This window comes from Janthinobacterium sp. UMAB-56 (genome assembly GCF_900095265.1).
In the GTDB taxonomy this organism is placed as follows: domain Bacteria; phylum Pseudomonadota; class Gammaproteobacteria; order Burkholderiales; family Burkholderiaceae_D; genus Janthinobacterium.
The window spans coordinates 525530-547915 of the sequence record NZ_LT607653.1; the positions used below are offsets into that span (position 1 = coordinate 525530).

General features: G+C 62.7%; 24 protein-coding genes. 9 read left to right on the top strand and 15 right to left on the bottom strand.

What is annotated here, in order from left to right:
* Positions 1 to 58: 58 nt before the first annotated feature.
* Positions 59 to 898: a symmetrical bis(5'-nucleosyl)-tetraphosphatase gene (locus tag K0F85_RS08325; protein WP_219115554.1), complete on the bottom strand. Its 840-nt coding sequence runs from the start codon at positions 896 to 898 to the stop codon at positions 59 to 61.
* Positions 899 to 1353: 455 nt separating this feature from the next.
* On the opposite strand from K0F85_RS08325, the gene K0F85_RS08330 reads away from it, so the two are divergent.
* The 4 genes from K0F85_RS08330 (at position 1354) to waaA (ending at position 5461) form a co-directional block, all read left to right on the top strand.
* Positions 1354 to 1662 carry an H-NS family nucleoid-associated regulatory protein gene (locus K0F85_RS08330; protein ID WP_102293931.1) on the top strand — a complete coding sequence of 103 codons (309 nt, stop codon included), beginning with the start codon at positions 1354 to 1356 and terminating at the stop codon, positions 1660 to 1662.
* A gap of 93 nt (positions 1663 to 1755) precedes the next feature.
* Positions 1756 to 3138 (top strand): phosphomannomutase/phosphoglucomutase, encoded by a 1383-nt coding sequence (locus K0F85_RS08335; RefSeq protein WP_219115555.1) that lies wholly within the window; start codon positions 1756 to 1758, stop codon positions 3136 to 3138.
* A 4-nt stretch (positions 3139 to 3142) separates the two neighbouring features.
* Complete coding sequence (gene waaC, locus K0F85_RS08340; protein WP_219115556.1) at positions 3143 to 4165, top strand: lipopolysaccharide heptosyltransferase I; 1023 nt, start codon at positions 3143 to 3145, stop codon at positions 4163 to 4165.
* 18 nt (positions 4166 to 4183) lie between these two features.
* The gene (gene waaA / locus K0F85_RS08345; RefSeq protein ID WP_219115557.1) at positions 4184 to 5461 is read left to right on the top strand and encodes a lipid IV(A) 3-deoxy-D-manno-octulosonic acid transferase; all 1278 of its coding nucleotides are present in this window, start codon (positions 4184 to 4186) and stop codon (positions 5459 to 5461) included.
* Here the strand turns inward: waaA and K0F85_RS08350 are convergent.
* The 11 genes from K0F85_RS08350 to miaB form a co-directional block, all read right to left on the bottom strand.
* Positions 5458 to 6381: a M48 family metallopeptidase gene (locus K0F85_RS08350; RefSeq protein ID WP_219115629.1), complete on the bottom strand. Its 924-nt coding sequence runs from the start codon at positions 6379 to 6381 to the stop codon at positions 5458 to 5460. The genes waaA and K0F85_RS08350 overlap by 4 nt on opposite strands.
* A 44-nt stretch (positions 6382 to 6425) precedes the next feature.
* Positions 6426 to 7166, bottom strand: coding sequence for a 1-acyl-sn-glycerol-3-phosphate acyltransferase (locus K0F85_RS08355; protein ID WP_034746739.1), 741 nt, complete (start codon positions 7164 to 7166; stop codon positions 6426 to 6428).
* 16 nt (positions 7167 to 7182) lie between these two features.
* Positions 7183 to 7761 (bottom strand): D-glycero-beta-D-manno-heptose 1,7-bisphosphate 7-phosphatase, encoded by a 579-nt coding sequence (gene gmhB, locus K0F85_RS08360; RefSeq protein ID WP_219115558.1) that lies wholly within the window; start codon positions 7759 to 7761, stop codon positions 7183 to 7185.
* Positions 7761 to 9863 (bottom strand): glycine--tRNA ligase subunit beta, encoded by a 2103-nt coding sequence (gene glyS / locus K0F85_RS08365; RefSeq protein WP_219115559.1) that lies wholly within the window; start codon positions 9861 to 9863, stop codon positions 7761 to 7763. The genes gmhB and glyS overlap by 1 nt, the downstream gene beginning before the upstream one ends.
* A gap of 53 nt (positions 9864 to 9916) precedes the next feature.
* Positions 9917 to 10834, bottom strand: coding sequence for a glycine--tRNA ligase subunit alpha (glyQ, locus tag K0F85_RS08370; RefSeq protein WP_219115560.1), 918 nt, complete (start codon positions 10832 to 10834; stop codon positions 9917 to 9919).
* Between the two features lie 145 nt (positions 10835 to 10979).
* Positions 10980 to 12497 carry an apolipoprotein N-acyltransferase gene (lnt, locus tag K0F85_RS08375; protein ID WP_219115561.1) on the bottom strand — a complete coding sequence of 506 codons (1518 nt, stop codon included), beginning with the start codon at positions 12495 to 12497 and terminating at the stop codon, positions 10980 to 10982.
* A 79-nt stretch (positions 12498 to 12576) separates the two neighbouring features.
* On the bottom strand, positions 12577 to 13455 hold the full coding sequence (locus K0F85_RS08380; protein WP_219115562.1) for an HlyC/CorC family transporter: 879 nt from the start codon (positions 13453 to 13455) through the stop codon (positions 12577 to 12579).
* 117 nt (positions 13456 to 13572) lie between these two features.
* Positions 13573 to 13992: a DUF4259 domain-containing protein gene (locus tag K0F85_RS08385; RefSeq protein ID WP_219115563.1), complete on the bottom strand. Its 420-nt coding sequence runs from the start codon at positions 13990 to 13992 to the stop codon at positions 13573 to 13575.
* A gap of 4 nt (positions 13993 to 13996) precedes the next feature.
* Positions 13997 to 14461 carry an rRNA maturation RNase YbeY gene (gene ybeY, locus K0F85_RS08390; protein WP_219115564.1) on the bottom strand — a complete coding sequence of 155 codons (465 nt, stop codon included), beginning with the start codon at positions 14459 to 14461 and terminating at the stop codon, positions 13997 to 13999.
* Positions 14445 to 15509 (bottom strand): PhoH family protein, encoded by a 1065-nt coding sequence (locus K0F85_RS08395; RefSeq protein ID WP_219115565.1) that lies wholly within the window; start codon positions 15507 to 15509, stop codon positions 14445 to 14447. The genes ybeY and K0F85_RS08395 overlap by 17 nt, the downstream gene beginning before the upstream one ends.
* Complete coding sequence (gene miaB / locus K0F85_RS08400) at positions 15506 to 16873, bottom strand: tRNA (N6-isopentenyl adenosine(37)-C2)-methylthiotransferase MiaB (RefSeq protein ID WP_219115566.1); 1368 nt, start codon at positions 16871 to 16873, stop codon at positions 15506 to 15508. Before miaB ends, K0F85_RS08395 begins: the two co-directional genes overlap by 4 nt.
* Before the next feature lie 636 nt (positions 16874 to 17509).
* Between miaB and K0F85_RS08405 the strand changes: the two genes are divergently transcribed.
* Complete coding sequence (locus K0F85_RS08405) at positions 17510 to 17836, top strand: hypothetical protein (RefSeq protein WP_034746769.1); 327 nt, start codon at positions 17510 to 17512, stop codon at positions 17834 to 17836.
* 149 nt (positions 17837 to 17985) lie between these two features.
* Here K0F85_RS08405 and K0F85_RS08410 read toward each other — a convergent pair whose 3' ends face one another.
* Positions 17986 to 18831, bottom strand: a complete 846-nt coding sequence (locus K0F85_RS08410) for an HDOD domain-containing protein (protein WP_219115567.1) — start codon at positions 18829 to 18831, stop codon at positions 17986 to 17988.
* Positions 18828 to 19166, bottom strand: coding sequence for a hypothetical protein (locus K0F85_RS08415; protein ID WP_257572611.1), 339 nt, complete (start codon positions 19164 to 19166; stop codon positions 18828 to 18830). The genes K0F85_RS08410 and K0F85_RS08415 overlap by 4 nt, the downstream gene beginning before the upstream one ends.
* Before the next feature lie 201 nt (positions 19167 to 19367).
* Here K0F85_RS08415 and K0F85_RS08420 point away from each other — a divergent pair, with 201 nt between their 5' ends.
* From K0F85_RS08420 to K0F85_RS08435, 4 genes are read left to right on the top strand one after another with little or no spacing between them, the layout of a single operon-like run.
* Positions 19368 to 20933, top strand: coding sequence for a sensor histidine kinase (locus K0F85_RS08420; RefSeq protein WP_219115631.1), 1566 nt, complete (start codon positions 19368 to 19370; stop codon positions 20931 to 20933).
* A 15-nt stretch (positions 20934 to 20948) separates the two neighbouring features.
* On the top strand, positions 20949 to 21536 hold the full coding sequence (locus K0F85_RS08425; protein WP_219115568.1) for a DUF1697 domain-containing protein: 588 nt from the start codon (positions 20949 to 20951) through the stop codon (positions 21534 to 21536).
* Complete coding sequence (locus K0F85_RS08430) at positions 21536 to 21694, top strand: hypothetical protein (protein WP_219115569.1); 159 nt, start codon at positions 21536 to 21538, stop codon at positions 21692 to 21694. Before K0F85_RS08425 ends, K0F85_RS08430 begins: the two co-directional genes overlap by 1 nt.
* Positions 21691 to 21870: a hypothetical protein gene (locus K0F85_RS08435; protein WP_219115570.1), complete on the top strand. Its 180-nt coding sequence runs from the start codon at positions 21691 to 21693 to the stop codon at positions 21868 to 21870. Before K0F85_RS08430 ends, K0F85_RS08435 begins: the two co-directional genes overlap by 4 nt.
* A 68-nt stretch (positions 21871 to 21938) precedes the next feature.
* Here K0F85_RS08435 and K0F85_RS08440 read toward each other — a convergent pair whose 3' ends face one another.
* A complete protein-coding gene (locus K0F85_RS08440) occupies positions 21939 to 22358 on the bottom strand; it encodes a hypothetical protein (protein ID WP_219115571.1) in 420 nt (139 codons plus the stop codon).
* Positions 22359 to 22386: the final 28 nt, after the last annotated feature.

The following is a 22386-nucleotide window of genomic DNA, read 5'->3' on the forward strand; positions in this document are numbered from 1 at the left end:
TTGCGCGGCAAGGCAAACGACCGATTTCGACTAAGCATATGCGCGCCTTGCTTGCCACTTAGCGCTTGCCACCGTGCTGCAGGAAGGCGGGACAATCGACTTGCAGCAGCGAGCGGTCTTCCAGGCATACAGCCGACAGTTTTCCGCCCCACACGCAGCCGCTATCGAGGCCGATCAGGTTGGGACGCAACTGCAGTCCCAGCGCCGACCAGTGGCCGAAGACGATGGTGTCGCCCGCGCTGCGCCTGCCTGGCACGTCGAACCAGGGCAGCAGCCCGGAGCCCGGCGGCGCACTGCCGCTCTCCTTCATCTTGAAGTCCATCACGCCGTCCGGCGTGCAAAAGCGCAGCCGCGTCATGGCGTTGACGATGCAGCGCAGCCGGTCGGCGCCCTGCAGGTCGTCGCGCCAGGCGGCCGGCTCGTTGCCGTACATGTTGCGCAGGAACGCCACCCAGCCGTCGCTGCTCAGCATGGCGGACACTTCCCCGCTCAGTGACAGGGCCTGGGCCGTGCTCCATTGCGGCAGCAAGCCCGCATGCACGAGCACATGGCCGTCGTGTTCCAGTGCCAGTGGCCGCTGGCGCAGCCAGGTGATCAACTCCTCGCGGTCGGGCGCGTCGAGGATCTCGGCCAGCGTATCGGACGCATGCTCGGGCCGGATGCCGTTGGCCACGGCCAGCAGGTGCAAGTCATGGTTGCCCAGGACGCTGTCGGCCAGGCCCTGCTGCGCCAGCGCACGCACGTGGCGCAGGGTGGCCAGCGAGGCCGGGCCGCGGTTGACCAAGTCGCCCGCGAACAGCAGGCGGTATGGACCATCCGCTGCCGCCTGGATGCGTTCGATCAGTTCGATGGTTTGTGCATGGCAGCCTTGCAGATCGCCGATAAAGTAAGTTTTCATATGTGCCGGGTTAAAGTGAACTACGCGCAGGCATTATAAGCATGCCAGTCGTTTGAGGTTGGGCACATTGCCGGCCCGTGCCCGCTTGCATGCACAGGCAGCATGCGGGGAAATATCGGCTGCCGATTATGCCGCAGCGGGATTTAATCGGGCTGCATTTCCCGTCGACGTATATGGATCATAATCGGCCAGCGTGTTTATCGGAATCGATAACCGCACCATGTCAGCTTTGCAAGCGGCGTGCGCGCGCATGCTGGAATGCCACTCACCCACGCGCATTCATTTTCCACGCGCGCTTTCGACATATTCCTCATTTAATCTTAATGTTGCGCAGATAAATATATCGATGGCGGTGATTCAAACGGCGATGGATTATGCAACGGTGCGCGGATGTTTATACAATGTAGTATATTTCACGCTTATTTTAATATTTCCCAATGTAAAGGATGTACCGGATGGATCTGTCAACGATGACGATGCTGGAATTGCGCAAGCTGGAAGATAATGTCAAGCAGGAATTGAACAGCCGCGAGCGCGAAGACTTGAACAAGGCGCGCGAACAGATCATGGCCATCGCACAGCAAGCGGGCATTCCGCTGAAACAGCTGATACTCGATGGCTTGCATCCGCGCACGGGCAAAGTCGCGGTGCGTTACCGCCATCCTGATAATGCGACCGAGCAATGGACAGGTCGTGGCCGCCAGCCGCTGTGGGTCAAACAATGGGTGGAATCGGGCAAGTCGATCGATCTGCTGCGCGTATAATTCGGTATACTCTTGGCGCAGTAGCAAGCTGTCAGTTGCGCGTTGCAACTCGCCAGGCACCTTATTGATACCCTTACTTATAGCGTCTACATTATGCTTCCATTGTCCAGAACGATCTTCAAGGCCTACGATATTCGCGGCATCATCGCTAAAACCCTCGATGCCAGCGTGGCGCACAAGATCGGTCAGGCATTTGGCCAGGCCGCCCTGGCCAAGGGCGAGCAGCGGGTCGTGATCGGCCGCGATGGCCGTCTTTCGGGGCCTGAATTGACGGCGGCGCTGGCGCAGGGCTTGCAGGCGGCAGGCGTCGACGTGATCGACCTGGGCGTGGTAGCCACGCCGATGGTCTACTTCGGCACGAATGTGCTCGACACGCGTTCCGGCATCATGGTCACGGGCAGCCATAATCCACCCGACTACAACGGTTTCAAGATGGTACTGGCCGGCGAAGCGATTCACGGCGAAGCGATTCAGGCGCTGTACCACAGCATCGAGGCCCACGACGGCAGCACCAGCGCTAAGCCGGGAGCATATGCCACGCACGATATTCGTGCCGCCTACCTGGAGCGCATCCTGGGCGACGTCAAGCTGGCGCGCCCGATCAAGATCGCCGTCGACTGCGGCAATGGCGTGGCCGGCGCGTTCGCGGGCGACCTGTTCCGCGGCATGGGCTGCGAAGTCATCGAACTGTTCTGCGACGTCGATGGCAATTTCCCCAATCACCACCCGGACCCGGCGCATCCGGAGAACCTGCAAGACCTGATCCGCTGCCTGGCCGAGACGGATGCCGAAATCGGCATCGCCTTCGACGGCGACGGCGACCGCCTGGGTGTGGTCACCAAGGATGGCCAGATCATCTACCCTGACCGCCAGATGATGTTGTTTGCGGCTGACGTGCTGACCCGCCATCCGGGTGCGCAAATCCTGTACGACGTGAAATGCACGCGCCATCTGGCGCCGTGGATCAGCAAGCATGGCGGCGTGCCGCTGATGTACAAGACGGGCCACTCGCTGGTGAAGGCCAAGCTGCGCGAGACGGGGGCGCCGCTGGGCGGCGAAATGAGCGGCCATATCTTCTTCAAGGACCGCTGGTACGGTTTTGACGACGGCCTGTATTCGGCCGCGCGCCTGCTGGAAATCCTCACGCGCGAAGCCGATCCGTCAAGCCTGTTGAATTCCCTGCCGCAGTCCGACAGCACGCCGGAACTGCATCTGGAGCTGAAGGAGGGCGAGAATGTCGCGCTGATGGACATGCTGCGCCGCGATGCCGTCTTCCCTGGCAATGAACAGATCATCACCATCGACGGCTTGCGCGTGGAATACGCGGACGGCTTCGGCCTGGCCCGTTCGTCGAACACCACGCCGGTAATCGTCATGCGCTTCGAAGCGGAAACGCCGCAAGCCCTGGCGCGCATCCAGGGACAGTTCAAGAGCGTGATACTGGCCGCCAAGCCTGACGCCGTTCTGCCGTTCTGACAGCATGGCCGGTCAACCTGGCGCACGGGCGCCCTTGAAAATCCTGCTGGTGCGGGTATCTTCTCTGGGCGACGTGCTGCATAACCTGCCGATGGTGGCAGACATCGCCCTTCATTGTCCTGATGCGACCATTGACTGGGTGGTCGAGGAAGCCTACACCAGCCTGGTTCGCCTGAACCCTCGAGTCAATACCATTTTTCCGTTTGCACTGCGGCGCTGGCGCAAGAGCCTGGGCAAGAAAGAAACGCGCGCAGAAATCGCCGCCTTCTTCCGCAGCCTGCGCCAGACGCATTACGATTATGTGTTCGATACCCAGGGCTTGCTCAAGACGGGCGTCATCATGGGCGCCGCGCGCCTGGCGCCGGGCGGACAGAAGGTCGGCCTGGCGAATGGCAGCGAAGGCTCCGGCTACGAAGGCATCTCGCGCCTGTTTCATACCAAAAGCATTGCACTCGACCCGCGCACGCATGCGGTAGCGCGCGGCCGCCTGGTGGCCGGAGCGGCACTCGGCTACACAGTCGACACGCCGGCCGATTTCGGCTTGCCGGAGGTGTCAGGCAGCGAACCGCGCCCGGACTGGATGGGCGAGGCGCCATACTGCGTGTATTTCCACGGCACGGCGCGCGACGCCAAGAAATGGGCAGCGCAGAACTGGATCGCCCTCGGCCATGCGCTCGCGCCCATGCCCATTCTGCTGCCCTGGGGTTCGCCCAAGGAAAAGGCGGAAGCCGAACAACTGGCGACCTGCCTGCCCAACGTGCGCGTGCTGCCGAAGCTGTCGATGGGCGACGCCACCCTGCTGGCGCGCCATGCGGCGCTGGTGATCGGCGTCGATACGGGCCTGACGCATATCGCCGCCGCCTTTGTGCGTCCGACGGTGGAAATCTATGCCGATTCGCCGCTATGGAAAACGGAAGGCAACTGGTCGCCGAAAATCATCAACCTGGGCGACAAAGGCGCGCCGCCCGGCGTGCCGGACGTGCTGAACGCGGCACAGCGCCTGCTGGCCGACTATCCTCCCGCCTGACTTCAACGTTAAACAATCATGCGACTTCTTTATACCCTTGCCTGGTGGCTGGCCTTGCCCCTGGTATTGGCGCGGCTGTGGCTGCGCGGACGCCAGGAACCCGGCTACCGCCAGCACTGGGGCGAGCGCCTGGGATTTTACGGGCGCCAGCCGACGCCCGCTGCGGACACCATCTGGCTGCACGCCGTCTCCGTTGGCGAGACGCGTGCGGCCGAACCGCTGGTCGAAGCGCTGCTGGCCGCATGGCCCGCGTGCCGCATCATCCTCACGCACATGACGCCCACGGGGCGCGCCACGGGCAAGGCGCTGTTCGCAAAACACGGCGCGCGTCTGGTGCAAAGCTATCTGCCGTATGACACTGGCGCCATGCCGGCCAGTTTCATTCGTCACTTTGCACCGCGCATCTGCATCCTGATGGAGACGGAAGTGTGGCCGAATCTGATCCATCAATGCAATCGCCACGGCGTGCCCGTGGTGCTGGCCAACGCGCGCCTCTCGCAGCGCTCGCTGGGCAAGGCGCAGCGCCTGGGTAAGCTCATCGCCGATGCGGCGCGCGGCATCAACCTGGTGGCGGCGCAAACGCAGGACGACGCCGAGCGGGTGCGCCAGCTGGGCGTACAAGACGTGGTGGTCACGGGCAGCATCAAGTTCGACGTCGTCGTGCCCGAGGCGGCGCTGGCGACGGGCGCCTGGCTGCGCAGCGCCATCGGCGCACGTCCCGTGCTGCTGTGCGCCAGCACGCGCGAAGGGGAAGAACAGCTGATCCTCGATGCCTATACCCGCGCCAGCCTGGCCGCGAATGCGCTGCTGCTGATCGTGCCGCGTCATCCACAGCGCTTCGACGAGGTGGAAAAAATGCTCGTGGCGCAGGGCCTGGTCGTACAGCGCAGATCCGCCCTGGGGCAGGACGACGTCGTTGCGGCGGGTACGCAAGTGCTGCTGGGCGACTCGATGGGCGAGATGTTTGCGTATTATGCGGCCTGCGATTGCGCTTTCGTGGGCGGCAGCCTGCTGCCGCTGGGCGGGCAAAACCTGATCGAACCGGCGGCCCTGGGCAAGCCCGTATTGATCGGCCCCCACACCTTCAACTTTGCGCTGGTGACCGAGCAGGCGATTGCCGCCGGCGGCGCCGCGCTGGTAGCGGACGCCGACGCGCTGATGGCGCAGGCGTCGGCACTGCTGCAGGACCCGGCACGTGTAGCGTCGATGGGTCAAAAGGCGCTGGCGTTTGCCAGCCAGCACCGGGGTGCCACGCCGCGCACGATCGCTGCGATCAAACCTTTGCTGCCGGCTTAATTGAACAGGACAGGAAGCTCTTGCGAGCGTTTTCTCAGCGCCTGCTTGGCGCCATCGTAATCGGGATAAATCGATTCCACGGTGGCCCAGAAGCGGGGGCTGTGGTTCATTTCCAGCAGGTGCGACAGTTCGTGCGCCACCACGTAGTCGATGAGCGGCAGGGCGAAGTGGATCAGGCGCCAGTTCAGGCGGATCTTGCGTTCGATGGTGCAGCTGCCCCAGCGCGTGCCGGCCGAGGATAGCGATAATGATTCGTAGCGCACGCCCAGCTTGTCCGCATACAGGTCCAGGCGCGCTTCGAACAGCTGGCGTGCCTCGTGCTGGAACCAGCCCTTCACTTTTTCCTTCAATTGTTGTTCGCTGCCCGTGGGCGTGACCCATACGTGCAATTCATTCGTCTCGCGCTGGAAGCTGGCGCGGTGGCGCGGCGCCTGGTGCAATCGCAACGTGATCTCGCCACCGAGGTAGGGTAGTACGGCGCCATCGATCCATGCCACGGGTGGGCGCTGCTGGCGCTGCACCTTGCGCTCGCCCCGTTCCAGCAGCTTCGAGACGATCCATCCCTGCTTGGCGCGGATGGCGTTGTCGATTTCGGCCAGGGTGACGCGCTTTGGTGCGGTCACGCGCAGGCCGTTATCGTCGATCATGAAACCGATGGAACGGCGCGTGGAGCGGCGCAGCGCAAATTCGACGAGGTGGCTGCCCAGCTGCAGCTGGCGCAGCGGTGGGCCATCGGCGGTGCGCGGCGGGGAAGGCAGGGGAGGCGGGGCAGGGTGAACGATGGGTGGCTCGGGCGCCACCACAGGTGGCGCCACGGGCGGCGCTGGCGGTGCCGTGGGGCGCACCGCCGGGGGCGTGCTGGTCGAGACGTCATGCGCGAACAAATCCAGTTGCTGGTCGCCGACCTTGATGGTCTTCATCTGCTGGCGCAGTGTCGGCTCCTGGATGACCGCGCTGATGCCGTCTAGCCAGCGTTGTAGGCGTGAGGCGAAATGACGCGCATTTCTGATTCTATCCAATTTTCCACCTGTTGCATCATGCTGTCCGGGGTTTGCCCTTCCGGCGAAATCGGTTTGCCTATCGAGACGGTGATCAGTCCCGGGCGTTTGAGGAATGACTGCTTGGGCCAGCACTCGCCTGAATTATGCGCAATCGGCACCACCACGGCGCCGGTAGCGATGGCCAAACGCGTGCCGCCGCTCTTGTACTTGCCCGCCTGGCCCACGGGGATGCGGGTGCCTTCCGGGAACATGATAATCCATTGGCCATCGGCCAGGCGCCGCTTGCCATGCGCGACCACGCTCTTGAACGCATGCTTGCCCTGCTTGCGATCGATGGGAATCATGCGCAGCAGCGCCATGGCCCAGCCGAAGAAGGGGATGTAGAGGATCTCCTTCTTGAATACATACACCAGCGGACGGGGCAGGCTGGGCAGCAAGAAGATGGTTTCCCATGCCGACTGGTGCTTCGACAGCACGATGGCCGGCGCATCGGGGAAGTTCTCGGCGCCCTTGACTTCATAGCGGATGCCGCAAATGACCTTGGCACACCACAGGATAAACACGTTCCAGCGCGAGGTGACCCAATAGCGCTTGTTGTAGCTCAATGGCGCGGCAAAAAAGCACACGCAGGCCCAGACGATGGTGGCCACGATCATGATGATCATGAACAGCAGGGATCGCAGGAACAGGGAAATATTACGCAATGCGGTTCTCCGAAGATTAGATACTCAATGCCGCTGTGGGCGCCGGTGCCGTGAGCAGGTGGCTGACGACGGCGGCCAGGTCGGGGAAGACCTGGGTGCCGGGCGGCAGGCCACCCGTCTCGTTGGTCTTTTCGCCCTTGCCCGTCAAGACCAGGTAGGGCACGCAGCCGCTGATGAACCCGGCCTGCAGGTCGCGCAGCGAATCGCCAATGGTAGGCACGCCTTTCAGGCTGGTGTTGTAGCGCTGCGAAATTTCATGGAACATGCCCGGTTTCGGCTTGCGGCAGTCGCAATTGTCCGCGCCCGCATGCGGGCAAAAGAAGATGGCGTCGATGTCGGCGCCCACCTGCTGCGCCAGGGTGTGCATCTTCTGGTGGATCGCGTTCAACACCGTCATGTCGAAGTATTCGCGCGCGATGCCCGACTGGTTCGAGGCAATCACCACGCGATAGCCAGCCTGGTTCAGGCGGGCGATCGCTTCGAGCGAACCGGGGATAGGCAGCCATTCGGCAGGCGACTTGATGAAATCCGGCGAGTCATGATTAATGACACCGTCGCGGTCGAGAATAATCAGTTTCAGCGCCGGAATGCCCATTATGCCGCCAGCTTCGAAATGTCGGCCACGCGGTTCATCATGCCGTGCAGTGACGACAGCAGGGCCAGGCGGTTGTTGCGCAGGGCGACATCCTCGGCCATCACCATCACGTCATTGAAGAAGCCATCGACGTCGTCGCGCAGTTGTGCCAGGGTTTGCAGGGTGCCGGTGAAATCGCCCTTGGCAAAGGCCGCGTCGACTTCCGGCTGCACGCGCGAGACGGCGGCGGCGAGTTTTTTCTCCGCTTCGTCCTGCAGCAGGGCCACGTTGACACCGCCGGCGGCGACCTGGCTGACTGCTTCCTCGTTCTTTTTCAGGATGTTCGTGATGCGCTTGTTGGCGCCAGCGAGCGAGGCGCTTTCCGGCAGGGCGGCAAACGCCTGCACGGCTTCCAGGCGCTGCACGATGTCGTCCAGGCGGTCAGGATTCTGCGCCACGACGGCTTCGATTTCATTCGGCGAGAAACCGCGCTCGCGCAGGATGCCGCGCAGGCGCTCCAGCATGAAGGTGGTGACATCGACGACCGGGTCCTTGAAGCCGGGAATGGCTGCAAATTGCGCGGCCGCGTCGCCCAGCAAGCCCTGGATCGACAGTGGCAGGCGTTTTTCCAGCAGCATGCGCAGCACGCCCAGGGCGTGGCGGCGCAGCGCGAACGGGTCCTTGTCGCCCGTGGGCGCCAGACCGATGGACCAGATGCCGACCAGGGTTTCGAGCTTGTCGGCGAGGGCCACGGCGGTGCCGGTGGCGGTCGATGGCAGGCTGTCGCCGGCAAAGCGTGGCTGATAGTGCTCGGAAGCGGCCAGCGCCACTTCTTCCGGCTCGCCGTCATGGCGCGCGTAGTAGGTGCCCATGATGCCTTGCAGTTCAGGGAATTCGCCGACCATGTCGGTCAGCAGATCGGCCTTGGCCAGCAGGGCGCCACGTTCGGCCAGGGCCACGTCGCCACCAAGCTTGGCGGCGATGGAGCCGGCCAGCGACTTGACGCGCTCTGTGCGTGCCGCTTGTGTGCCCAGCTTGTTGTGGTAGACGACATTGGCCAGCAGCGGCAAACGCGATGCCAGGGACTTCTTCTTGTCTTGCTCGAAGAAGAACTTGGCGTCGGACAGGCGCGGGCGTACGACGCGCTCGTTGCCGCCGATGATGTGCTCGGGCGTGTCAGTCTCGATATTCGAGACGATCAAGAAGCGCGAGCGCAGCTTGCCTTCGCTGTCGGTCAGGGCGAAATACTTCTGGTTCGTCTGCATGGTGAGGATCAGGCATTCCTGCGGCACGGCCAGGAATTCTTCCTCGAAGTGGCATTCATACACGACCGGCCATTCGACCAGCGCGGTGACTTCGTCGAGCAGCGCTTCAGGCATCAGCACCTGGTCGGCACCGGCCTTGTCCAGCAACTGGGCGCGGATGCGTTCCTTGCGTTCCTCGTTGCTGGCGATGACGCTGGCGTTGAGGATCAGCGACGGCGCATAGTTTTCCGCGTGCGCGATGGTGATCGGCTCACCGTCCGTGAGGAAGCGGTGGCCCAGCGTGGTGCGGCCAGCGGTGAGTCCCAGCAGAGTCAGTGGCAGGATATTGATGCCATGCAGGGCGATCAGGCTGTGGGCCGGGCGCACGAATTGCACGGTTGTGCCGTCCGGGCGCTGATAGCTCATCAGCTTTGGAATCGGCAGCTTGGCGGCCGACTCCATCAAGGCAGCTTGCGCGCCAGTTTCCAGCTTGCTGCCCGGCGCCGTGTAGGTGTAGAAAAAGCTCTCGGCCTTGCCGTCGGCGGCGCGTTCCAGCTCGGCCACGGTAAGCTCGGGGAAGCCCAGCGCGGCCAGTTTCTTGGCCAGCGGCGGCGTGCCGTTGCCGTTCGCGTCCAGCGCCACGGAGACGGGCAAGACTTTTTCGCGGATGGATTTGTCGGGCGAGACTTCGCGCACATTGGTGATGGAAACGGCCAGGCGGCGCGGCGAGGCATAGCTGGTGGCGACGCTGTCGGCTTCCAGGAAGTCGCGCGCTTTCAGGCCGTTGACGATGCCGGCCGTGAAGGCTGCGCCCAGTTTGGCCAGCGCTTTCGGCGGCAGTTCTTCGGTCAGCAGTTCGATGAGCAGTGTTTGGTTCATGGTGTTCTTGTCTGGTACGGCGGTGTAGAGGCTCAAATGATGGAGGCTCGAAGTTAAGCGGCGGCGGCTTGCTCTGCGGCGGGCAGCATCGGGAAACCGAGGCGCTCGCGCGAGTCGTAATACGCTTGCGCCACCAGGCGCGACAGGGTGCGTACGCGGCCGATGTAGGCGGCACGTTCCGTCACCGAGATGGCGCCACGCGCATCGAGCATATTGAAGCTGTGTGACGCCTTCATGATCTTTTCGTAGGCAGGCAGGGTCAGTTGCAGCTCGATCAGGCGCTTCGCTTCCGCTTCATAGTTGCCGAACTGTTCGAACAGCAGGTCCGTGTTCGCGTGTTCAAAGTTGTAGGTCGATTGTTCCACCTCGTTCTGGTGGAAGACGTCGCCGTAGGTCAGCTTCTTGGTGACACCATTTTCTTCCCACTCCGTCCACACCAGGTCATACACGTTTTCCACGCCCTGCAGATACATGGCCAGGCGTTCGATGCCGTAGGTGATTTCGCCCAGCACGGGCTTGCAATCGAGGCCGCCCACTTGCTGGAAGTAGGTAAATTGGGTCACTTCCATGCCGTTCAGCCAGACTTCCCAGCCCAGGCCCCAGGCACCCAGGGTAGGGCTTTCCCAGTCGTCTTCGACGAAGCGCACGTCATTCTGCTTCAAGTCCAGGCCCAGCGCGGCCAGCGAACCCAGATACAGGTCGAGGATGTTTTCCGGCGCCGGCTTCAAGACCACCTGGTACTGGTAGTAGTGCTGCATGCGGTTCGGGTTTTCGCCATAGCGGCCATCTTTCGGGCGGCGCGATGGCTGCACATACGCGGCGCGCCAGGGTTCCGGGCCGATCGCGCGCAGGAAGGTGCCGGTGTGGAAGGTGCCGGCGCCGACTTCCATGTCGTAAGGCTGGAGCAGGGCGCAACCTTGCTTGTCCCAATAGGTTTGCAAGGTCAGGATAATTTGTTGAAATGTGAGCATCGTATGAGTTCGCCGCGCGGGAGGCTGCGCTTTGTTAAGGTTTGCTTGAAGCCCGGACGCTGTTGGGCTAGCATCCGGGCCGGGGTTTTGCTAATTTTAGCGGGTTTTACCGGCCCCCTGTGACTCTTCGGGCAATATCGGCCGCTTATTGCTGCGCGGCGCGGCCACGGCGGGTTGCGCGCGACAGCAGGAAGGCCGCCAGCAGGGCCAGTGCGGCCAGGGCCAGCACCAGTTTATTGCCATACAGAATGTATGGCGTCATGCCGCCCATGCCCTGCACCTTGGCCGCCAGGGTGGCTTGCTGTTCCGGCGGCAGCAGGCTTTGCACCACGCCCTTGCCGTCGATGACGGCGGTGGCGCCCGTGTTGGTCGAGCGCAGCATGGGGCGGCCCGTTTCCAGGCTGCGCATCTGCGAAATCTGCAGATGCTGGGGAATGGCGATCGAGTCGCCAAACCAGGCCAGGTTCGAGATATTGAGCAGCACGGACGCCGACTGCTTGCCATGGCGGTGGGCGCTGGCCAGCTGGCCGGCGATTTCCTCGCCAAACAAGTCTTCGTAGCAGATATTCGGCAACACCAGTTGGTCGCGCACCTGGAGCGGCGCCTGCACCTCGGCGCCGCGGCCCATGTCGCCCAGCGGGATGGCCATCATGGCGACAAACCAGTGCAGGCCGGGCGGCACGAATTCGCCGAACGGCACCAAATGGTGCTTGCGGTACTGGTAGTACGGTCCCGGCGTGCTGCTGGGCGTGATGCCCAGGGCCGCATTGTAGAAGCGCTGCTGTTCGTCGAGCACGGGCATGCCGAGCAAAATCGTGCTGCCCGTCTGCTGGGCGTACGTGCCCAGGCTATCGAGGTAACCGGGCGGCAGCTGGTGCGGCAGCACGGTGACGGCCGTTTCCGGCGTGGCGATCAGGTCGGCCGGCGCGCTGGTGATGGCGCTCTGGTACATCTGCAGCGCGCCCAGCACGAAGCCGGGGTCGAATTTCTGCTGCTGCGGCACATTGCCCTGCAACAGGCGCACCGTGATTGGACGCCCGACCGGATGCGTCCAGTTCACGTACTGTAAGCCGATGCCGGCCGTGTACAGCGCGATGACGCCGCCCAGCGCGGTCCAGCGCGTGCGGTGGGTCAGCAACAGCAGGGCGCCGGCGGACAGGGCAGCCAGCCAGCCCAGGCCATATGCGCCGACGATGGGGGCAAAGCCGCCCAGCGGGCTCGTATTGTGGGCGTAGCCTGTGGCCAGCCATGGGAAACCCGTGAACAGCCAGCCGCGCGTCCATTCGAACAGGGTCCACGTGGCCGGTAGCACCAGCAGGGTCATGGCGGGCAGGGACAGTACCCAGCGCTGGCGCAGCCAGGCGGCCGCGCCCATGGCCAGGGCCACATAGATGGCCATCAAGAGGGCCAGCAGGGCCACCGCGATGGCCGCGATAGGCGCGGCCATGTCGCCATAGCGGTGCATGGAAATGTAGAGCCAGTGCGTGCCGGCCGCGCACCAGCCAAAGCCGTAGGCCCAGCCGATCAGCGCGCCTGCCTTGACGTTCGCCGCGCGCAGCACCTGGTAGAACAGCACGCCCAGGCTGAGGATTTGCAGCGGCCAGTAGCCGAAAGGGGCGAACGCCAGCACGGCGACGGCGCCGGCAACGGCAGCAGTCAGCATGCGCGCCCAGGTGCTGCGGGGCGGTTTGGCGGGGGCGTTGGGATCTAAGCGTCTGAAACGCATTTACAGCACGCGCATGTCAGAGTTCCAGTTCCGGCACGTTGGGCAAGCGCTCGACGAGCAGCACGTGCACCTGGCGCGCATCGGCGCGCAGCACCTCGAAGCGCAGATTGCCGAGGTCGAAAATATCGCCCTTGTGCGCCATGCGGCCCAGGTACTTGGAAACCAGGCCGCCGATGGTGTCGACGTCGTCGTCCACCAGGTGGCTGCCTACTTCTTCGTTGAACTGTGCGATCTCGGTCAGTGCCTTGACGCGCCAGCGGGGGCCGAACTGGCCTTCCTTGAGCGAAAGGATATTATCCTCGGCTTCGTCGAAATCGTATTCGTCCTCGATATCGCCGACGATCTGTTCCAGCACGTCTTCGATGGTGATCAGGCCGGCGACGCCGCTGTATTCATCGACGACGATGGCCATGTGATTGTGGTTGGCGCGGAAATCGCGCAGCAGCACATTCAGGCGTTTCGATTCGGGGATGAAGATGGCGGGGCGCAGCATGTCGCGCACGTCGAAAGTTTCTTCGGCGTAATAACGCAGCAAGTCTTTCGCCAGCAGGATGCCGATGACCTTGTCTCGCTCGCCTTCGATCGCGGGAAAACGCGAGTGGGCCGTGGACAGGACTTCCGGCATCCATTCCTCGATCGGCTTGCTGATGTCGATGACATCCATTTGCGAACGGGGAATCATGATGTCGCGCGCGCAGAGATCCGATACCTGGAACACACCTTCGATCATCGACAGGGCGTCGGCGTCGATCAGCTTGCGTTCATGCGCATCGTGTAGAACATCGAGCAATTCTGCACGGTTCTCTGGCTCGGGGGAAATGAGTGCGGTCAGGCGTTCAAACAGTGACCGGTGGGGCTTGACGTCAGTTCTGACGCCACTAGGATGCTCGGGCATAGGAGGCGTGAGCCGTTGTTGCGAAGGGATATAGGATACACCAAAAGTGGGCCAATACCGGATTTCCCCACTTTTGATGCAAATTTAATACGTTGAAGTGCGCCGTTGCCCGACGTTTCAGGCGTCCTGGCCCAGCACGCGGCCGCGCAGGTGCGCCACGTCCTTCTGCCAGTCGGCGAAATGCTCGCTGTCCTGCCACAGCTGGCGCAGTTCCGACGCTTCCGCCATGATGCGGTCGAAGGCCAGGCGCGCCTTTTCCAGCAGCGGCGGCGTGACCTTCTTCTTGCAGGCGGCGACCCATGCGTCCACTTCTGCGGTGGCCGGGTCGTCCTCGCCCGGTTTGCCCAGCAGGCGCGCGATCACTTCCAGCGCGGCTAGCGCTTCGGCGGCGAACGGCGCTTCCAGCACCGCTTCGCTGCTGTCGATGACGTTGTCGAGCGTTGTCTCGACCAGTTCCAGCGTTTTATATTCGTGCAAATCCTGCGCCCAATCCATGGCGTAGTCGTTGCCGAAGGCATCAAGGGCCCAGGTTCCCATGTGCTTACTCCTTGTACGGGTCGGTAATGCCGAGTTTCGCGAGGATTTCCGTTTCCAGGCCTTCCATCTCGGTCGCTTCCTCGTCATCCATGTGGTCGTAGCCCTGCGCATGCAGCACGCCGTGCACGATCAAATGGGCCGTGTGCTCTTCCACGCTTTTCTTTTGCTCTTGCGCTTCCTTTTCCAGCACGTCCGTGCACAGGATGATGTCGGCGCGCGTCGGCTCGTCGTCGGCGAGTTCTTCGCCTTCGTTGTAGGCGAACGTCAGCACGTTGGTGGCGTAGTCCTTTTCGCGGTAGTCGCGGTTCAGGATGCGACCTTCTTCCGCGTCGACGAAGCGGATGGTCAATTCGGCCGGGGCGAACAGCGCCGCCTTGACCCAGCGGCGCAGTTTCGGGCGCGTGATCAGGGTTTCCAGGCGGGTATCCGGGTATTGCACGGACAGCGAAAGTTTATTTTTTTCGGACATTTTTGGCACTGGCTGATTTCAACAAGGGGAGTAACTGGGCCGCGTCGGCATTCGCCGCCTGTGCCGTTTCATAGGCGTCGACGATGCGTGCGACGAGCGGATGGCGCACCACGTCGGTGCTGTTAAATTGCGTGAAACCGATGCCGCGCACGTCCTTGAGCACGTGCACGGCGTCGATCAGGCCACTCGTCTGGCTCTTGTGCAAGTCGACTTGCGTCACGTCGCCCGTCACCACGGCCTTGCTGCCAAAGCCGATGCGCGTCAAAAACATCTTCATCTGTTCGACGGTGGTGTTTTGCGCTTCATCGAGAATGACGAAGGCGTGGTTCAGGGTGCGCCCGCGCATGTAGGCCAGCGGGGCGATCTCGATCACCTGTTTTTCAAACAGCTTTTGCGTACGGTCAAAGCCCAGCAAATCGTACAGCGCGTCGTACAGGGGACGCAGGTACGGGTCGACCTTTTGCGCCAGGTCGCCCGGCAAGAAACCCAGGCGCTCGCCCGCTTCGACGGCGGGGCGCGTCAAAATGATGCGCTTGACGGCGTCGCGCTCGAGCGCGTCGACGGCGCAGGCGACGGCCAGGTAGGTCTTGCCCGTGCCGGCAGGGCCCACGCCGAAGCTGATGTCGTGTTCGAGGATGTCGCGCAAATAGGCGATCTGGTGCGGCGTGCGCCCGCGCAGGTCGGCGCGCCGGGTTTTCAGCACGGGGCTGGCGATGTCCGGCTCGACGAAGGTGCTGACGGGCGCGGTCGCATGGTGTTCCGAGGCGGCGGACAGGCCTGCGCGCTGCTCCACCAGGGCCAGCTGCACTTCTTCCAGCGGCACGACCTTGTTGGCGATGGCGTAGAACTGTTCCAGGATTTCCACGGCCCTTTCGGCATTGCTGCCGCCGACGATGAATTTCTCGCCGCGGCGGAAGATCGTCACGTCGAGGGCGGCGGAAATCTGGCGCAGGTTTTCATCGAGCGGCCCGCACAAATGCGCCAGGCGCGTGTTGTCCAGCGGCTCGGGGATGAAGTAATGCGGCTGTATCGGGGCTTTGGTTTTCAACTGGCTCTTTTCAATGCGGGTGCGCTGGCGACGAGTTCGCCGCGCAGGGTGTAGGAATGGCTTTCGGTGATGCGTACGTCGACCAGCTGGCCGACCAGCTGCAGCGCATCCGGGCCGGCGTCGAAGTTGACGACGCGGTTGTTTTCCGTGCGGCCTTGCAGTTCACTATCGTCCGTGTCTTTCTTCGAGCGGCCTTCGACGAGGATGGTTTGCACCGTGCCCACCATGGCCAGGCTGTATTTGCGCGTGTTGGCGTCGATAGCCGTTTGCAACTGCTGCAAACGGGCCAGCTTGACTGCATGCGGCGTGTCGTCTTCCAGGCTGGCGGCCGGCGTGCCGGGGCGCTTGCTGAAGATGAAGCTGTAGCTGTTGTCGAAGCCGACATCCGCGATCAGCTTCATCATGGCGTCGAAGTCGGCCTGGGTCTCGCCGGGGAAACCGACGATGAAGTCAGACGAAATCGCCATGTTCGGGCGCACGGCGCGGATGCGGCGGATGATGGACTTGTATTCGAGGCCCGTGTAGCCGCGCTTCATGGCGCCGAGGATCTTGTCGGAACCATGCTGCGCCGGCAAATACAGGTGGTCGACCAGCTGCGGGATCTTGGCGTAGGCGTCGATCAGGCGCTGCGTGAATTCCTTCGGGTGGCTGGTGACGAAGCGCATGCGGGCGATGCCGGGAATGTCGGCCACGTATTCGAGCAGCAGGGCGAAGTCGGCAATGTCGCCGCCTTCCATCGCGCCCCGGTAGGCGTTCACGTTTTGCCCCAGCAGGGTGATTTCCTTGACGCCCTGGGCGGCCAGGCCTGCCACTTCCGTCAGCACGTCTTCGAAGCGGCGCGACACTTCTTCGCCGCGCGTGTAGGGCACGACGCAATAACTGCAATATTTGCTGCAGCCTTCCATGATGGAAACAAACGCCGAAGCGCCTTCGACCTTGGCCGGCGGCATGTGGTCAAACTTTTCGATTTCCGGGAAGCTGATGTCCACTTGCGAGGCGCCGCTGGAGCGCCGCAGTTCGATCATTTGCGGCAGGCGGTGCAGGGTTTGCGGGCCGAAGACCATGTCGACATACGGCGCGCGCTTGACGATGGCGTCGCCTTCCTGTGACGCCACGCAGCCGCCCACGCCGATCAAGAGGTGCGGCTTGGCCAGTTTCAGCTCGCGCAGACGGCCCAGGTCGGAAAACACTTTTTCCTGCGCCTTTTCGCGCACGGAGCAGGTGTTGAGCAGGATCACATCGGCATCTTCCGGCGTGTCGGTGCGCACCAGGCCATCGGAGGCGCCCAGCACGTCGGCCATCTTGTCCGAGTCGTACTCGTTCATCTGGCAGCCGAAGGTTTTAATGAATACTTTTTTCTGCATGGAGTCGGTGCTTATCGGTAAAAGTGGCGGCAAATGGCCGGGCAGGGGGCCGCTGCGCTGGGCGCCGCTCGAGGCGGGAGACGGTGGATGACCGGCCGGGCGCCTCTGGCTGCCCGGTGGCAGGCTCGCTGCAAGTTCAGGCCATAGTTTAGCGTAAATCGCCGATACGGGCCATGCCGTGCTGACCTTGTCGACAAGATTGCAGCGCCCGGTACGGCGATGCCGTAAAGCATTTATTGCCGCACGACACCATTGATTTGTAACAAGTTGCTGCAAAGCCTTGTGTGCGCCCGCAGGCATCCTAATGTGTTGAAAAGGCATCGTTGCCAAGCCAACCAGCAGCTTGATTGATATTTAACAATCAGGAAGCTTGCGCGAGGCGCAGATGCGGCGTGTTGGGGCTAGTATATTGCCTTATATGCAATTCATTTCTGTGGATTGCACGTGCTTTTATTGACACGGCAAGCGGCGCACATGGCTTGGAGGTGGCTGCGCGCGTTCTGTGCAGGCAGCGCGATAAGGAGGGAGGACGCAGGGGAGGGCTGAATCAGATGAACGACGTTTATTTGAACACTCTAAGCCAGCCTTAAGTTCGTATCGGCATTATTTTCTACATTCACCAGACGAGGAAAAATCATGGCACATCATGCATTAGCATCGCAAGAGAGTTACAACCCGAATCACCTGCTGGATATTCTGCTGAGCAAGATGCAGCTGAAAAACGATGCAGCCCTGTCGCGCTTGCTTGAAGTGGCGCCACCCGTCATCAGCAAGATCCGCCACCACCGCTTGCCGGTTGGCGCCTCGCTGCTGATACGCATGCACGAAGTGACGGGCATGAGCATCCGTGACTTGCGCGACTTGATGGGCGACCGCCGCACCAAGTATCGTCTGTCCGACGCCCAGGGCCGTCCCAAGGCGGAAGACCGCGGCGATGCGCAAGAATCGAATTACGCGCACTGATGTGGTGTTCGCGCGCTGACTGTGCCGCTTGCGTAACTGCTGGCGGCAACAGGCTGGCGTGGAGCGGGTGGCATGGACACATGGCAGTACCTATAACGGCTTTCGCCTCGCAGCGAGAGCCGTTTGCGTTTGCGGCGTTGTCTGCCGAGTCAGCTTAACAAGGCCGTGGTGATTTCGTCGTAGCGCAGTTCCGTTTCGCGGAACAGCTGCAGATACGCCTCTTCGCCCAGGCCCAGCGCCTCCCAGGCCACCGCCGAGACATGCGGCACCATGTCGTCGCCCGCCTGTGCCAGGTCGAGCGCGCACACGATGGCATTGGCGACGTGGATCAGCGACGCGAGGAAGCCTGCCCCCGGCGTTTCCGGCTGCAGGTAATTGGCCAGCGCCAGGCGCATGGTGTCGGAAAAATTCCAGTGCTCGGCCAGTGCCACGCCTGCCTGCACGTGGTCCACGCCCAGCACGGCTTGCTCCGCTTCGAGCAGGCTGCAATCGTGCGCCGCCTGGTGGGCGATGACTTGCGCGTAGTGCGCGGGAAAGCTGCTGACCAGCACCAGGCGGCCGATGTTATGCAGCAAGCCGGCCGTGAAGGCGTAATCCTGGTTGAAGCGGATTTGCCGCGCCAGCACCTTGGCGCAGGCGGCCGTCGCCACGGAATGGCGCCAGAAGGCCTTGTCGTCGAAGCCGGGGCAGCGTCCTTCCGGAAAACAACCGGTGATGGCGGCCGACGTGATCAGGCTACGCGTGGTCTGGAATCCCAGATAAGTGATCGCCTGCTGGATAGTGGTGGCTTTCACTTGCAGGCCGTACTGGGAAGAGTTGGCCAGGCGCAGGGTTTTCGCCGTCAGCGCCTGGTCATAGGACACTTTTTTGGCCAGTACGGAAATATCGACATCTTCCTGGTCGATGCTATTCAACAGTTCCATGACGACGGCGGGCAGCGAAGGCAAGTCATCGAGGTGGGCGACGATATCGTCGAGTGTCAGCTGGGTGCTCATGCGGCCTGTCCCGTACCCAGGCGGTAAGCCGTGACATAGTTGCGCAGCAAGGTGGTGGCCGCGTCTTCGGGGGCATCCGGGTCGTGCTTGCGGAACAGATGGGCCAGCCGCGCGCTGTCGGCCGCTTGCTGCGCGGCGATTTCTTCCGGCGACGGTGGCGGTGCCTGGATAGGCAGCATGACGATGCCGTGGCGCGGCATCAGGGCCAGCATGTTTGCCGTCAGTACCGCCCCTTGCGGCAACAGTACTTGTCCGTGCGCATCGAGCAAGACATCCGACAAGACCATGCCAGGACGAACCTGTTCAAGGGGTAGATGTTGATGAATGACCGTCATGACGACTCCTTAGAGGGTTGCGCGATATTACCATTGCCATGACGCAATGTCTCAAGCTGTATCAATACCTTTGTGGAAAACGCCCTTGCTGTAAATCTTGCCAATAAGCATGTCATACCGTACATTTGATTCAGGCTGTTGTCCGCTGACGTATCTGCGCCCGCGCCGCGGGCCGGCAGCCGGCCCTGGGAGTGTAGCTTGATGGCGAGTATCCAAGTTCGGTTGACCTTGCTTTTTGTCGTGATCGTCACCTTGGTGCTGGGCATTTCTGGTACCTATACCCAATATACCTTGAGCAAGGAACTCGAATCGGGCAGTGCGCGCCTGCGCAGCGGCGTGCTTACGCGCTTGCAGACCAGTTTGCCTTCCGCGTTGTGGGACCTCGATAAATCCAAGGTCGACAGTATCGTCGCGGCCGAAATGCTGCCGCCGGAACTGGTCGGCATCCGCGTCTACGACGCTTCGGTCGGCCTGTTCGCCGGCGAGGTGCGCGACGCTGCCGGCACCCTCGTGCCTTTGACCTCCGATATGGCCATGGGCGGCACGCCCGTCGAGGCGCCGCTGGTATTTCGCGACGCCGTGGCGGCAGCCTCGGGCGGCAAGCCGGTAATCGTCGGCAAGGTCATCGTCAATTTCAGTCGCGCGCAGATCGATGCGGCCTTGCGCGGCGAAGTACGGCGCAAGGTGCTGGAAGTGTTGCTGCTTGACATCATTCTCGTGGGCGCCCTGGCGCTGAGCCTGCGCATCGTCTTCGAGCCCCTGAAACAGTTGCGCGACGGCTTGTTCGATCTGGCCACGCGCGGCAGCGATGAGGTCGAGGAACTGCCGGAAAACCGGCGCGACGAACTGGGCGACGTGATCCGCGGCTTCAATGCCGTGCAGCGCAAGCTCAAGTCCATCATCGAGGGCAGCCGCGAAGCGGAAGACATGGCGCGCCGCTCGCAGCAGGAGACGGCGCAGGCCATGGACGAGCTGCGCCGCGCGCAGGAATCGTTGCTGCAGTCGGAACGCCTGGCCTCGCTTGGCAGCCTGGTGGCGGGCGTGGCGCATGAAATCAACACCCCGGTCGGCATCGCGCTGACCAGCGCCTCGGTGCTGAAGGAAGCCACCGACCAGATCAGCGCGGCGGTGGCTGGCGGCAGCGTAAAGAAGACCGATATCGTGCGCTACCTGGAAACGGCCGGCGAAAGTGCGCGGCTGATCATGAACAATGCCTATCGCGCCGCGCACCTGATCCACAGCTTCAAGCAGATCGCCGTCGACCAGGTCAGCGAGGCGCGCCGTTTGTTCGAATTGCGCGACTATATCGGTGAAGTGATCTCGAGCCTGCAGCCGACCCTGAAAAAGACGCGCATCCGCATCGATATCGATTGTCCGCCTGACATCATGCTCGACAGCTATCCGGGCGCGCTGGCGCAGGTGCTGACCAACCTGGTGTTGAACTGTGTCGAGCACGCCTTCGATGCGGACACGGCCGGGCATATCCATATCGGCGTGCGCCGCGACGGCGAGTGGATCGCCATGCAGGTGCGCGACAATGGCCGCGGCATCGCGCCCGACATGCTCGACCGCGTGTTCGACCCCTTCGTCACCACGCGGCGCGGGCAGGGCGGCACGGGACTGGGCTTGAATATCGTGTTCAACTTGATTGCCAAGCAGTTTGGCGGCACCATCACGGTCAGCAGCACGCTGGGACAGGGTGCGACGTTCCTGCTGCGCCTGCCCACGGTGACGCCGTTGCCGGAAGGCACCAGCAGCCCGGCATAGGCAAGGAGACAACACATGGCACAGCTAGAAAATAGTCAGCAAGTAGCGTTGTTGCGCGGGATTAATGTGGGCCGCGCCAAGCGCGTGGCCATGGCCGACTTGCGCAAGCTGCTGGGCGACCTGGGTTTTGCGCAGGTGCGCACTGCGCTCAACAGCGGCAACGTCGTGTATGACGGGGGCAAGGTGGCGCCGGCCGACGCCGCTGCCCGCATCGAGGAAGCGCTGGTGCTGAAACTGGGCGTGGCGGCCAGGGTGACGGTGCTGTCGGCCAGCCAGTTTGCCGAACTGATCGAACAAAACACCCTGGCGCCGGCGGCCGATGCGACCCGTTTGCTGACCCTGGTGCTGAACAATCCGGCCGACATGCGGCGACTGGCGCCGCTGGTACAGCAGCCGTGGCAGCCGGAAGCGCTGGCCCTGGGACGATGGGCCGCGTATGCCTGGTGTCCCGATGGCGTGCTGGCCAGCAAGGTGGTGGCGGCGCTGGGCGTGCTGCTGGGCGATGGCGTCACCTCGCGTAACTGGGCTACCATGCAAAAATTACATGCGCTGCTGAACGGGCCGGATGCGGCAGCCACCTCCTCATTTTCCAAGGAGCACTGATGCCTTCCATTACCGATGCCTGCGACGTCGAGATCAGCCCGGCAACCTTGTCGGACATGGCCGCGCGAACGGGTCCGGGACGCCTGTCGCCAGCCCAACGCTACCACGGCGCCCTCGACGCTGATGATCTTACGTATGACATTGTTGAAGCGCCATGAACTGGGATATCGTCAAAGGTGTGCTGATCCTGCTCGTCGTCGTCAGCGCCCTGGGCACGACCTTCGTGCTCATTTCCGCCTCGGGCACGGACAAGGCGGCGTGTATCGCGCGCGCCCTGAAGTCAGGCATGCCTGTCGGTAATATCGAAAGGGTTTGCCGCCTGCTCGACAAGTGAAGGGGCCAAAAAAATTCCGCACAAGGCGGAATTTTTTTAACGCAGCGGCATCGGCCACCGAAATAAGGTCAGCCATCGAATTTTTCCTGTTTTTCACCGTGCATGCTAAAGGCCAGCAAACCCAGTCCCACCAGCAACATCGAGACCATGCTCGCTTCGGGCACGGGCGGCGGCACGTTCGTCTGCTGTACCGCAGGGGTGGTTGCGGTGGTGGGCGGTGGCAGTGCGTCCTGGTGTGCACCGGCGCTGCGCCAGTGTGGCGCTGCATCGAGTGTCGTGCCCTGCGCCAGCAGGCGGGCATACGGCAAGTCCGGCGTTTCCCAGCCGGGATGCTCACTGGTGTTATTGAAACCGCGGCTCTCGTCGCTGACGATTTGATCGCTCGCCGCGTGCGGGTTGCCCGGCATGCCAGCGCCGGTTGCCGCCGCATTGCCTGCACTGGCCGACAGCGCCAGCAGGGCCACGCATAGCGGCTGAAGTATCTTCATCTTGGACTCCCTGGTTCACCGTGCGGCG